This window comes from Candidatus Peribacteria bacterium (assembly GCA_023038255.1).
GTDB lineage: Bacteria > Patescibacteriota > Gracilibacteria > Peribacterales > Peribacteraceae > CALREJ01.
On the sequence record CP082927.1, the window covers coordinates 250411 to 261225 of the forward strand.

General features: G+C 51.9%; 16 protein-coding genes and 1 tRNA gene. 11 read left to right on the top strand and 6 right to left on the bottom strand.

Annotated features, from left to right (window positions below; all coding sequences use genetic code 11):
* Window positions 1–21 precede the first annotated feature (21 nt).
* From K8942_01180 to K8942_01200, 5 genes are all read left to right on the top strand, one after another.
* Window positions 22–1020 (top strand): DNA-directed RNA polymerase subunit alpha, encoded by a 999-nt coding sequence (locus K8942_01180; GenBank protein ID UPA22810.1) that lies wholly within the window; start codon window positions 22–24, stop codon window positions 1018–1020.
* A gap of 64 nt (window positions 1021–1084) precedes the next feature.
* Window positions 1085–1570, top strand: coding sequence for a bL17 family ribosomal protein (locus K8942_01185; protein UPA22811.1), 486 nt, complete (start codon window positions 1085–1087; stop codon window positions 1568–1570).
* Complete coding sequence (gene rplM, locus K8942_01190) at window positions 1570–2001, top strand: 50S ribosomal protein L13 (protein UPA22812.1); 432 nt, start codon at window positions 1570–1572, stop codon at window positions 1999–2001. The genes K8942_01185 and rplM overlap by 1 nt, the downstream gene beginning before the upstream one ends.
* A 2-nt stretch (window positions 2002–2003) precedes the next feature.
* Window positions 2004–2402 (top strand): 30S ribosomal protein S9, encoded by a 399-nt coding sequence (gene rpsI / locus K8942_01195; protein UPA22813.1) that lies wholly within the window; start codon window positions 2004–2006, stop codon window positions 2400–2402.
* Between the two features lie 173 nt (window positions 2403–2575).
* Entirely contained in the window at window positions 2576–3001 is a 426-nt protein-coding gene (locus K8942_01200) for a VOC family protein (GenBank protein UPA22814.1), read from the top strand.
* Between the two features lie 340 nt (window positions 3002–3341).
* On the opposite strand, the gene K8942_01205 is transcribed toward K8942_01200, so the two are convergent.
* Window positions 3342–3698 carry a hypothetical protein gene (locus tag K8942_01205; GenBank protein ID UPA22815.1) on the bottom strand — a complete coding sequence of 119 codons (357 nt, stop codon included), beginning with the start codon at window positions 3696–3698 and terminating at the stop codon, window positions 3342–3344.
* Between the two features lie 135 nt (window positions 3699–3833).
* Between K8942_01205 and K8942_01210 the strand changes: the two genes are divergently transcribed.
* Window positions 3834–4526 (top strand): endonuclease V, encoded by a 693-nt coding sequence (locus K8942_01210; GenBank protein ID UPA22816.1) that lies wholly within the window; start codon window positions 3834–3836, stop codon window positions 4524–4526.
* 3 nt (window positions 4527–4529) lie between these two features.
* Here K8942_01210 and K8942_01215 read toward each other — a convergent pair whose 3' ends face one another.
* The 3 genes from K8942_01215 to K8942_01225 form a co-directional block, all read right to left on the bottom strand.
* Window positions 4530–4895 (bottom strand): response regulator, encoded by a 366-nt coding sequence (locus K8942_01215; GenBank protein UPA22817.1) that lies wholly within the window; start codon window positions 4893–4895, stop codon window positions 4530–4532.
* A gap of 87 nt (window positions 4896–4982) precedes the next feature.
* Window positions 4983–5489, bottom strand: a complete 507-nt coding sequence (locus tag K8942_01220; protein UPA22818.1) for a hypothetical protein — start codon at window positions 5487–5489, stop codon at window positions 4983–4985.
* Between the two features lie 20 nt (window positions 5490–5509).
* A tRNA-Thr gene (locus K8942_01225) sits at window positions 5510–5585 on the bottom strand.
* A 132-nt stretch (window positions 5586–5717) separates the two neighbouring features.
* Here K8942_01225 and dprA point away from each other — a divergent pair.
* On the top strand, window positions 5718–6800 hold the full coding sequence (gene dprA, locus K8942_01230; protein ID UPA22819.1) for a DNA-processing protein DprA: 1083 nt from the start codon (window positions 5718–5720) through the stop codon (window positions 6798–6800).
* A 67-nt stretch (window positions 6801–6867) separates the two neighbouring features.
* Window positions 6868–7611, top strand: a complete 744-nt coding sequence (locus K8942_01235) for a hypothetical protein (protein ID UPA22820.1) — start codon at window positions 6868–6870, stop codon at window positions 7609–7611.
* A gap of 54 nt (window positions 7612–7665) precedes the next feature.
* Here the strand turns inward: K8942_01235 and K8942_01240 are convergent, their stop codons facing one another.
* Window positions 7666–8415 carry a slipin family protein gene (locus K8942_01240; protein UPA22821.1) on the bottom strand — a complete coding sequence of 250 codons (750 nt, stop codon included), beginning with the start codon at window positions 8413–8415 and terminating at the stop codon, window positions 7666–7668.
* Window positions 8416–8429: 14 nt separating this feature from the next.
* On the bottom strand, window positions 8430–9149 hold the full coding sequence (tpiA, locus tag K8942_01245; protein ID UPA22822.1) for a triose-phosphate isomerase: 720 nt from the start codon (window positions 9147–9149) through the stop codon (window positions 8430–8432).
* Window positions 9150–9177: 28 nt separating this feature from the next.
* Between tpiA and rpiB the strand changes: the two genes are divergently transcribed.
* The 3 genes from rpiB to K8942_01260 are packed head-to-tail and all read left to right on the top strand — an operon-like array spanning window position 9178 to window position 10711.
* Window positions 9178–9624: a ribose 5-phosphate isomerase B gene (gene rpiB / locus K8942_01250; GenBank protein ID UPA22823.1), complete on the top strand. Its 447-nt coding sequence runs from the start codon at window positions 9178–9180 to the stop codon at window positions 9622–9624.
* Window positions 9621–10256, top strand: coding sequence for a ribulose-phosphate 3-epimerase (gene rpe / locus K8942_01255; protein UPA22824.1), 636 nt, complete (start codon window positions 9621–9623; stop codon window positions 10254–10256). The genes rpiB and rpe overlap by 4 nt, the downstream gene beginning before the upstream one ends.
* 29 nt (window positions 10257–10285) lie before the next feature.
* On the top strand, window positions 10286–10711 hold the full coding sequence (locus tag K8942_01260; protein ID UPA23137.1) for a DUF192 domain-containing protein: 426 nt from the start codon (window positions 10286–10288) through the stop codon (window positions 10709–10711).
* Window positions 10712–10815: the final 104 nt, after the last annotated feature.

Consider the following 10815-nt stretch of genomic DNA (forward strand, 5'->3'; position numbering starts at 1 on the left):
TTCCTCTTCCTTCTCCATTCTATGCATATCATTCAGGAAGAAATCGGGTTGCCGGTTTTTGGCTCTGCAAAGGGATCCAAAGGCGACGACTCACACAAGGTTTTCTCCATTTCCCCGCTTCCGCCGGGATTTGCGATGACCCTTGGAAACGCGCTGCGCCGCGTTCTTCTGAGCAGCCTGCCGGGTGCAGCCATTACGTCTATCCGTGTGGAAGGTGCACAGCACGAATACACCACCATCAAGGGTGTCACAGAGTCTGTGGTTGATATCATGCTTAACCTCAAGCAGGTCAAGCTTCGCAAGCACAGCAAAGATTCCGAGACCATCACGCTGGACGTGAAAGGCCCGAAGGATATTACCGCTGCCGATCTCAAGACCTCTTCCGATATCGAAGTCCTCAATCCGGATCTGCACCTGTTCACCATTGAAAAGGGTGGATCGGTCAAAATCGAGATCACCGTCGAAAAAGGTGTGGGCTACGAGCCGGCTTCCGAAAGAAACAAGAAGCACCACGAACCGGGTCTCATCTACATTGATGCTGTCTACAGCCCGGTCGAGAAAGTCCGTTTCGATATTGAAGCATCCCGCGTCGGTCAGCGCACAAACCTTGAAAAGCTCGTGATGGAAGTCATGACGAACGGTTCCCTCACCGCAGACGAAGCGATGCAGTTCGCTTCCCAGCTGCTCCAGAGCTACTTCAAGTACTTTGGTTCCGACCAGAAGACTATTGAGCCTGAATTCATGGCTGATTTCTCCCGCGTGTCTGCTACCCAGATTGAAGAGGTTGGCACCGGTGCACAGCCTGTGAAAGAGAGCTATACCCCGATTGAAATCCTGAACCTCTCCCCGCGCACCTTGAACGCGCTCATCAACGCCGGTGTCGGCTCCATTGAGCAGCTCACGAAGTGCACGGAATCCATTCTCAGCAACTTCCGCGGATTTGGTGCCAAAGCCCTCGATGAGGTCAAAGGAACCCTTGCAACACGTGGTTTGACCCTTTCCAACGAATCTGAAGAATAATCGTGCAAACTGCACGTTTCTACACCTTGTTTTGCACTCCTGATTCACGTATTCTCCCCGCCCCATGCGAAAGCAGACTTCCCGCCTCCGGCTCACCCAGAAACCCGCTCACTCCCGTTTGCTCCAGCGGAACCTGGTCACGTCCCTCTTCCTCTACGAAGCAATTCGTACGACGAAGGCACGCGCCCGTATTGTCCAGACCATCGTTGATCGTCTGATCAGCACGGCAAAGCGCCAGGAGACACACGTTGCTGTCCGTTCGCTCAACGCCTACGTGACGGATACCAACGCAAGCCGCAAGGTGATGGAAGTTCTCCGTGAACGCTACAAGACACGCACATCCGGTTTCACGACGCTCAAGGCTGCCGGTGCCCGCAAGGGTGACGGTGCACAGCTCGTCGACCTGATGCTCATTGATGCAGAGATCGGAACGCAGGTTGTGGAGAAAGCTCCGAAAGCTAAGAAAACACCCGCCAAGAAGACAGCAACCTCCACAAAGGCTGCATCTGAGCCGGTTGCTTCTTCATCCAACGATTCCTCCGCTGCATAATGAAAACTTCCACGATTAAACCAGAGGCACCGAAGTGGTATCTGATTGATGCCGATGGCCAGACGATCGGTAAAGTTGCTGTGAAAGCTGCACACATGTTGCGCGGCAAGCACAAGGTTACCTTCTCCCCACACCAGCTGTGCGGTGAGCACATTGTCGTGATCAATGCAGCCAAAATGAAGCTCCCTCCGAAGAAAGGACTCCGCAAGACCTACCACCGTCACACGGGTTTCCCGGGAAACATGAAGCACGTGACGCTTGATGTGATGATGGAAAAGAAGCCGGAGTACGTTGTGGAGAATGCTGTGAAAGGAATGTTGGAAGACAACCGTCTCCGCCGCGAAATTCTGAAGCGCCTGCACGTCTACGCTGATGCTGAGCATCCGTACGCTGCACAGCAGCCTGCTCCCCTCACCATTACTCGCTCCTAATTATGGAATCCAAGCGCCCGTATTTCTACAGTGTCGGCAAGAGAAAGACTGCCATTGCCCGCGTGAAACTGTTTCAGGATGGCACAGGAAAAGCACAGGTGAATAACCTTGCTCTGAAGGAATACTTCGCAGGAACACAGATAGAAAATGCAACAGCAGCGTTGCTCCTCACAAGCAATCTGAAGAATTTTGATATTGAGGCTCATGTCCTTGGTGGAGGAAAGTCCGCACAGAGCGACGCGATCCGCCACGGTATCAGCCGCGCGCTTCTTCTTTTGAACCCGGAACTCCGCGGTGAACTGAAGGCAGCAGGATTCCTGCGCCGCGATAGCCGCACAAAGGAACGCAAGAAGCCAGGTTTGCACCGCGCTCGCCGTGCGCCTCAGTTCTCCAAGCGTTAACCCTTCGACTCCGCTCAGGGTGACATCGCTCACTATGCAATTCAAAGCCCCGCGAAAGCGGGGTTTTTTGTTATTTGATCAAAGGTGAGCTGCCAGAGCGCGAACCGCAGATCAAAGAACCCGGCGTAGCTGAAAGCGAAGTCGGGTTACTTTTCTTTTGTTATACTCTCTCTATGCACTCCCGCATCAACCTCATCACTCTCGGCGTTTCCGATCTGGCGGTATCGCAGGCTTTTTATCAGAAGCTTGGGTTTGAGTTGTCGTCATCCAGCCAGGAAGGTTCTGTGGCGTTCTTCAAGACCGGTGGAGCGGTGTTATCGCTCTTTCCAAAAGCAGAGCTTGCGAAGGATGCGATGGTCTCTGCAGAGGGGTCTGGCTTTCAGGGCATCACGTTGGCGCAGAATGTAGAAAATAAAGAAGATGTGGGTACCTTTCTGAAAGAGGCAGAGGCTGCCGGTGCCGTTATTACCAAGCCGGCGCAGGATGTGTTCTGGGGCGGATACAATGGATACTTTAAAGATCCTGACGGATACTTGTGGGAAGTGGCATGGAATCCATTTTTTCCGTTTGATGAACGGGGGCAGGTGGTTTTGTCTTAATAGAGAGATTCCCTTCGGGGAGCCTTGCCAGGCGGGCATTCTTTTTGCCCGTGCAGCAAAAAGAATCAAAAAGTGCGGTCCGGGCCAGCCGCATCTCCACTGACCCCTTCACCCCCCGGGTGGCCGGACTCCACCCCGACGAACGACGGGGCTTCATTTTCCCTTTGGGAAAATGTTTCTGGTGGAACTCTATGTTTTATTGGAACAATCAAAACACCCCTCTCCGGTGGCAAGTGGTTGGGGTTCGGAGAGGGTGGCTCCGCAGAGCCGGGTGAGGCAGACAAGAAAAAACCCGCGTATGCGGGCTTTTATGTGGGTGTTTGTGTGGCGGGGTGAGGTCTTACACCAGTTGCATCTTCACAAAGTAGAGGCTCTTGCCTTCGTTGGTATCCAGAATGAACTTTGCGTCGAGTGTCGTGAGCTGAATAATCGTCTGGCACATGCGAAGGAGCATCCGGGGAGGAAGTCCTACGCCGGACTCCAAACATGCGGCACAGAGGCCTGCAGCGTCTTTTGAGCGAAGGTAGGAGTCACCCTTGGCTTCTATGACGTCACAGAGGGATTCCTGCATTTTCAGGATGTAACTCTCCACGTATGTCTCGAGCTGCTCAACCGGCAGATCCTGGACTTCGGGAAGGGCCTCAATAATATCCAGATCCTTGTGGATAGCGTGGGCAATACAGGTCTCGATAGACATAGAATGGTTGGGTATGTGTTTGTGTGAAGAAATCTAGTCAGTATAGCAGAAACACGGTTTTTCCTCAAGACTCCACCTCGTATCCTGGTCAGGAAGATCTTGCGAAAGCGTCTAAGGTGTTTGATAGTGTCTTTTATGCCTCTTACCATCCGGACCCTCCACGACTGGCAAAAAAGCCCCAGAGAAGCCATTGAACTGCAGAAACGTCTCGGGCGGGAGATTGTGGAGCAGCCGCTTCCTGTGGATTACCCGACCCGGTTGATTGCAGGGCTTGATGTATCGTCGACGCGCTTTGATTCCATTCTGACTGCAGGGGCGATTGTGTGGGACAGTGTGACCAATGAGATTGTCGACAGGGCATCTGTGCAGGCGGTGGGCACATACCCGTACATCCCGGGCCTGCTTTCTTTCCGTGAGATTCCTGTGCTTCTGCAGGCACTCGCACAGCTGACAGTCACGCCCGATCTCTTCTTTGTTGATGGTCAGGGCCGCGCACATCCACGGCGCATGGGCATTGCGGCGCATCTGGGATTACTTCTCGACCGTCCGACGATCGGCGTTGGAAAAAGCAGACTGGCCGGTATTTTTTCAGAACCCGGCCCCAATCCCGGTGACCGCTCAGCGCTGATGGATGATGAAGATCAGATCGGTACAGTACTTCGCACGAAAAAACGATCGAACCCGCTGTTCATTTCCATCGGTTATAAAATCGATCTCAAAACAGCAGTCGATCTGGTGATTGATTCTCTCCGCGGTCACAAACTTCCTGAGCCAACACGCCTTGCTCATCTGTATGTGAATGCGGTGCGGACCGGAAAAGAAACGTGATGATTACATGCACGCGTTCACACGCTCAACGATGCGATCAATTTTCATTTCGTGCTTCACGAGATAATCCTTCACTCCGTATTCGCGGCACTTTGTGACGTAGTCGTCATTGCGGTAGTTCGTGAGCACCACAACCGGAATATTGATTTTTGCTTTCTTGAGGTACTCCAGCACGCTGAATCCGTCGCCCTGCGGCATGCGTATATCGAGAACGATGATATCGGGCTTCGTTTTTTCAATCGCAATAATAGTCGATTCTCCTGTGGAAGTGCTGTGGATGTGGACATCGGAGGAATTCTGTTCCATGCCAAGACTAAAGATCTGCATGATCATGGCGTCGTCGTCTGCAATGAGGATAGTTTTGGACATAGATGTTTGTGTGAGATGTACTTACATATAATAACATATTTGTGCAATATTTGCAAATAACATCATTCTCGTCCTATTTCTCTCCTTTTATTCAAAATGCGCCGTCGCAAAGATTGTCTGAATAAGAGGTTCCATACGTTCTTTCCATTGTGCGCCAGATGTTACTGTTACAACCACATCCACACCGTCCACATTGTTTGAGTGATTGACGTGTAAAATGTGCGTTGGGGGATCAGTTCTTCCATCGTATTCAAATGTAGAATCGCTTCGCTGTCTGTATGCCGGATAATTTGATTTTTCTACATCATCCCACGATGCAGGATCTACAAATCCCCTGTCATAGAGTGTGATCGTCTGACTCCATTCAGCAGCGTCTGGCTCGGAGAATGTGGCAATCATATCGACAGTGTCTTGCTCTGCAGCAGTGGCATGTTGCACTCGCCAGTCCGCAGGATATTTCATAGAAAAACCAGTATCCTCATACACATACGTTTTCCACTGTGATGTCATCGCATCAACATCATTGTGCAATGTGCTCTGGCAGCTGGCTAAAAAGATCGTTGCGATCATTCCAAGAGTGAGAAAGGTTTTCATGAGGTGGTGAGTGATGTGAATGGAGCCATCGGCCGGATTTGAACCGGCGACCCTAGGTTTACGATACCTATGCTCTACCAACTGAGCTACGATGGCCTATTGATCCCAGCTGTTCTATTCGTCTCTAGAACACTCGGGAGGGCTCCATTGTGCGCATTTCCCGCTCTCCGGGCAAGAGTTTTCTTTCGGGTGTCTTCCAGGCTGGTTTTGCGTCTCTAGAGTATGTTCATGACACTCAAAACCGCTGTAACCTGGTGGTTGCTCAATATGCTGACAAACAAGCGTTATAAGGCTTTAAAACAGGTGTATGGTGATCTGGATGCTGCACTCGAGGAGATCAGTCCTCTCATGCTTTCCGAACTCGGGCTCAAACAGGAAGCGGCGGAGCGGACACTGACGCGGCTGCATGACTTCAACGCGGATGGGTATCTGCTTGCTATGCAGAAGTGTGGTGTCGGACTGCTGACTCTGGACGACGACGCGTATCCGTTTCGCTTACGTGAGATAGGTGACCCGCCACTCTTCCTCTCGTACCGGGGTGATCTGTCTCTGGCAGACAAGGTGATGATCGGGGTGGTCGGCACACGGAATATGAGTGTATACGGGCAGCGGGTGGTGCAGCACTTTGTGCCGGTCTTTGTGCGTTCACATCTGGTCACAGTCAGCGGTCTTGCCATTGGAATAGACGGAGAAGTGGCTATTGAAACCATGAAGGCCGGAGGGAAGACAGTGGCGGTTCTCGGAAACGGCCTGGCAAGTATTCATCCTTCCAGACATGCACGCCTTGCGGAAAAAATTATTGCGGATGGCGGTCTGCTGCTCAGTGAATTTCCGCTCGATATGCCGCCGGACAAATACACGTTTCCGTCCCGCAATCGCATCATCGCGGGACTCAGTGAAGGAACACTCGTGTGTGAAGCACCGGAAGGAAGCGGATCGGTCATCACCGCGGAACTCGCACTCGAATATAACCGCGAGGTGTTTGCAGTCCCCGGCCCTATCTTCGATCCCAATGTTGCCGGCTGTCTGATGCTCATTAAAAGTCAGCAGGCGCATCTGGTCACAGAGCCGGAAGATGTACTGCGCCATCTGAATATTCTCGCGCCCGGTGCGACGGTACCACCACCCTTCATCGCGCAAAATCCTCATGAGCAAGCCATTTACAACGTCCTTACGCCGTTACCGCAAAGCACGGACGACATTATCGAAAAATCCGGTCGTACCGCATCAGATGTGGGAGTTGCACTTGTGATGTTCGAAATGGCAGGTGTGGCGCAGTCACTTCCCGGAGGACAGTGGGTGCGACGGTAAGACGGCACAATAGATATGACGATGAAAATCTTCTATGATTCGCGTGTTTCCTTCCCCTTCCTTCCCAATGGCTACACAACAGACAGGATTTTTTGATCTCTTCTCCGCCGCCTGGGAGCACATGAAAGAACGCCGCACTGTGCTGCTGACAGGTATCGCGATTTTCTCCGTACTCACGGCGCTGACGCAGGTGTCCATGACACCGGGCATTGATCCGGGTGCCGGATTTGGATTTGCTGTGGGCAGTGCCATTGTTGGCATTGTTTCCACGCTGTATTACCTGCTCGCTGTCACACGTCAGACTGCCACAGTGGGCGACACGTTCTCTGCTATTCCGTCACGCATTCTTCCGTTTGTTGGTCTCACACTTCTTGTCATTCTCAAAACGTATGTCTGGCTGGTTTTTGTTGGCGGACTTCTTCTGCTTCTGGGAATGTTCAATCCTCTCTTTGTTCCGGTTGGTTTGTGTGTGATGGCGGCTGGCGTGGTATGCATGGTCATCTTCATGCCGCGTTACATTCTGTCGAATGTCATCTGGGTGATGGAAGGAAAAGGATTGTCCGCTTCTCTGCGCCGCAGCTTTGAACTGACACAGGGATATTTCGGGACGGTTCTTCTGTATCTCATTATTCTCTTTGTGCTCTCGACAGGTCTCGCGGTCGTCTTTGCTTCCGTTGGCGGTATAATTGGTGGTCAGACACTTGCAAATGCCTTCAACAGCATCGCAAGTCAGTGCTACACCGCATTCAGCGCAGCATTCATGGTGCATCTTGCGCAGGAGTTCATGAAGCATCCGCGCTCCGCACGGTAATTTTTTCGAATAAAAAAAGAGCGTCGCTTTTAAAGCAGGCGCTCTTTTTTTTAATCACAGTTTCTTTGCAAGTCCCTCAATTGCTTTCAGTGTTTCAATCGGTACCATCCATACTGTCGTGTTGGATTGATCAGAACTGAGATCATTGATGCTCTGCAATGTACGCAGATGCAACGCGCCCGGTACGGTTGCAAGCATTTCTGCAGCTTTCGCCATATTTGCCGCTGCACCGACTTCTCCTTCTGAATTGATGATGACCGCCTGCTTCTCGCGCTCTGCTTCCGCAACCTTTGCCAGTGTGCGCTTCAGACTTTCCGGCAGGATGATATCTTTTAACTCCACGGACTGCACATCGACACCCCAGTTATCGGATGCCGTATCGACGGCAATTTTTATTTTTTCACTGATCTCTTTCTTGTTCGAGAGTAATTCATCAAGCTTCACCTCACCGACTGCATTGCGCATGGTGGTCTGTGCAAGCTGCCCGACCGCATTAAAGAAATCCTCGACTTCAAGGACCGCTTTCGATGGATCTTTGATTTTGAAATAAATAACAGCATTGATGCCGATGGGAATATTGTCTTTGGTGATCGCTTCCTGATTCGGCACATCCACCGCTTTCACGCGGATATCCACTTTTATCAATCGCTGGAAAATCGGCACAATCACATGCCATCCTGGCTCCCACGTCTTACTGTATTTTCCCATAGTGAGCAGAATGCCGCGTTCATACTGATCCACCTGACGGATGCAGATGAGAATGAGCAGAATGACGATGGTGATGAGCGTGATGAGCGGGTACATACGGAGGAGGGGAATCAGATAGGGAGACTGTCGAGAATTTTCCGGAAGGCGGATGGATCGAGAGATGATGCTCCAACAAGTGCACCGTCGACATCCGGCAGTGAGAGGATTGCACTGGCGTTCTCCGGCTTTACAGATCCTCCATATATAATACGGACGTTTTCATGACCTTGTTCTGACAAAAGTGCGCGGATGGCTGTATGCATTTCCTGAATGTCCTGTGGCTGCGCCGTCTGTCCGTTGCCGATTGCCCAGACGGGTTCGTAGGCGATCGTCAGAGATGAGAGATTGATCGATGACTGAAGAATGGCAGAGAGTTGTTTTTGAATCACGTCTGTGGCCTGTCCCATTTCACGCTCATCAGCTGTTTCTCCAATACAGAGAATAGGATGCAGCCCGGTCTGGATTGCCGCCTGCACCTGTGCGGCAATCATGCCGTCATGCTCTGCATGATGTATGCGTCGTTCCGAGTGACCGCAGAGCACGTACGTGCATCCGTGATTCGCGAGGAGTTGCATGCTGACATCGCCGGTCATAGCGCCTTTTTCTTCCGCTCTTCCATATTGTCCGCCCGTCACCAGGAAATGTTCGACGCACGTGTGGACATCCAGAAATGTCGGAAAGACAACAATGTCCACGCCGTCACGATTCCGGTATGGAGAATCCTCGGCATCCCAACCAGGCGGCGGGGCGTTCATTTTCCAGTTTGCGGCGATGAGGGGCGTTCTTTTCATGTGGGGAGTGTAACCCTATACTCCACTCATGCAACTCCCCACCCGCGTCGTCCTGGCTGCAGATCATGCAGGCTTTCCTCTCAAAGAATCGGTAAAGACACATCTGCAATCCAAAGGGATTGACGTGATTGATGTAGGAACATTTTCTACGGAATCTGTCGACTATCCCGCTATCATGCGAAAAGGAGCGGCTGCCGTCCTTGAATACAGCTGTCCGGGTATTATTTTCGGCGGCAGCGGCAACGGTGAAGCGATGGCAGCGAACAAGGTGCGGGGCATCCGTGCGGCGGTCTGTTACAGCGTAGAAATCGCCCGTTTGGCCCGGGCTCATAATGATGCAAACGTGATGAGCCTGGGAGCCAGATTCACCGATAGCGCCCTTGCACATGCGATGGTTGACGTTTTCCTGGAAACAGACTTCGAAGGGGGCCGTCACATCGCACGCATTGCCGATCTCGATACCCCCCTCGCATGAAAACCCTCATCACCCCCTCGATTCTCTCAGCTGATCTTGCACATTTGCAGGATGAGGTTGATACAATCAAAAGTGCAGACTGGATTCAGGTCGATGTCATGGACGGACACTTTGTGCCGAATCTGAGCTTTGGCGCACCGGTTATCAAAAATCTCGTCACATCACTCCCGCTCGATATTCACCTGATGGTGAAGAATCCCGCGGACCGTCTTGCTGAATTTCTTGCACTGCAGGTATCACACATCAGTTTTCACGCAGAAGCAGTTCCCACCCGGGATGCCCGCCAGGCTCTCATCAACACTATTCACGAAGGGAGAGCGACAGCCGGTATTGCACTCAATCCGGAAACACCGATTGAAGAGATTGCCGACTGTGTGGAGGATGTGGATCTCGTGCTTTTCATGTCTGTACATCCGGGATTCGGCGGCCAGGCTTTTATTCCTTCTGTGCTTGATAAAATCCGCGCTCTGCGCATCGCGCATCCGTCACTGATGATCCAGGTGGATGGCGGTATCAATGTCGAAACTGCAGCGCTTGTCCGTGAAGCAGGGGCAAACAATCTTGTGGCAGGCAGTGCAATTTTCGGACAGGCAGACAGAGAAGCGGCAATCCATTCCCTGCGCGGTGTATGATGCGGCGTTTCGTATGGTTATTCGGAGGCATGATGGTGCTTCTTGTCGGCATGACTGTTGCATCGTTTTTCGTAGAGATCGTGCCTATGCCTGTGCGCACCGTCACACTGTATTCAGATACGGGAGCAACACTGTCTCTGGATGTGGAGTGGGCGTCCACTCCTGAAGAGCAGGCGAGGGGGCTGATGTTCCGTCCGAAAGTGGTACGCGGCATGGTGTTTGCATTTACCGATTCCGCGCCCCGTGCGTTCTGGATGAAGAACACGCTCGTCCCGCTCGATATTGTTTTTTTTGACGCAGACAAAACCTACGTGTCCGCGACAACCATGCAGCCCTGCGAAGCCGATCCCTGTATAGAATATCCGTCCGAGGGGCCGGCGCAGTATGCGCTGGAAATGCCTGCCGGCTTCATCGGAGAAACCGGTATCGGGAAAAATTGGAAAATAGGGTGGTAAAGGTGCCTTATCGCATCATGTTTTTAAGCCGGCATTTGGCTTATTAGAGGCTATGTATATAGCATTTGCAAAATAATATCTTCATGGTCTGGTGGATACCCAGA

What these genes read in the sequence shown, in the direction of transcription:
- K8942_01180 (UPA22810.1), top strand. Translation starts at nt 22, where the DNA reads ATGCATATCATTCAGGAAGAAATCGGGTTGCCGGTTTTTGGCTCTGCA.
- K8942_01185 (UPA22811.1), top strand. Translation starts at nt 1,085, where the DNA reads ATGCGAAAGCAGACTTCCCGCCTCCGGCTCACCCAGAAACCCGCTCAC.
- rplM (UPA22812.1), top strand. Translation starts at nt 1,570, where the DNA reads ATGAAAACTTCCACGATTAAACCAGAGGCACCGAAGTGGTATCTGATT.
- rpsI (UPA22813.1), top strand. Translation starts at nt 2,004, where the DNA reads ATGGAATCCAAGCGCCCGTATTTCTACAGTGTCGGCAAGAGAAAGACT.
- K8942_01200 (UPA22814.1), top strand. Translation starts at nt 2,576, where the DNA reads ATGCACTCCCGCATCAACCTCATCACTCTCGGCGTTTCCGATCTGGCG.
- K8942_01205 (UPA22815.1), bottom strand. Translation starts at nt 3,698, where the DNA reads ATGTCTATCGAGACCTGTATTGCCCACGCTATCCACAAGGATCTGGAT.
- K8942_01210 (UPA22816.1), top strand. Translation starts at nt 3,834, where the DNA reads ATGCCTCTTACCATCCGGACCCTCCACGACTGGCAAAAAAGCCCCAGA.
- K8942_01215 (UPA22817.1), bottom strand. Translation starts at nt 4,895, where the DNA reads ATGTCCAAAACTATCCTCATTGCAGACGACGACGCCATGATCATGCAG.
- K8942_01220 (UPA22818.1), bottom strand. Translation starts at nt 5,489, where the DNA reads ATGAAAACCTTTCTCACTCTTGGAATGATCGCAACGATCTTTTTAGCC.
- dprA (UPA22819.1), top strand. Translation starts at nt 5,718, where the DNA reads ATGACACTCAAAACCGCTGTAACCTGGTGGTTGCTCAATATGCTGACA.
- K8942_01235 (UPA22820.1), top strand. Translation starts at nt 6,868, where the DNA reads ATGGCTACACAACAGACAGGATTTTTTGATCTCTTCTCCGCCGCCTGG.
- K8942_01240 (UPA22821.1), bottom strand. Translation starts at nt 8,415, where the DNA reads ATGTACCCGCTCATCACGCTCATCACCATCGTCATTCTGCTCATTCTC.
- tpiA (UPA22822.1), bottom strand. Translation starts at nt 9,149, where the DNA reads ATGAAAAGAACGCCCCTCATCGCCGCAAACTGGAAAATGAACGCCCCG.
- rpiB (UPA22823.1), top strand. Translation starts at nt 9,178, where the DNA reads ATGCAACTCCCCACCCGCGTCGTCCTGGCTGCAGATCATGCAGGCTTT.
- rpe (UPA22824.1), top strand. Translation starts at nt 9,621, where the DNA reads ATGAAAACCCTCATCACCCCCTCGATTCTCTCAGCTGATCTTGCACAT.
- K8942_01260 (UPA23137.1), top strand. Translation starts at nt 10,286, where the DNA reads ATGATGGTGCTTCTTGTCGGCATGACTGTTGCATCGTTTTTCGTAGAG.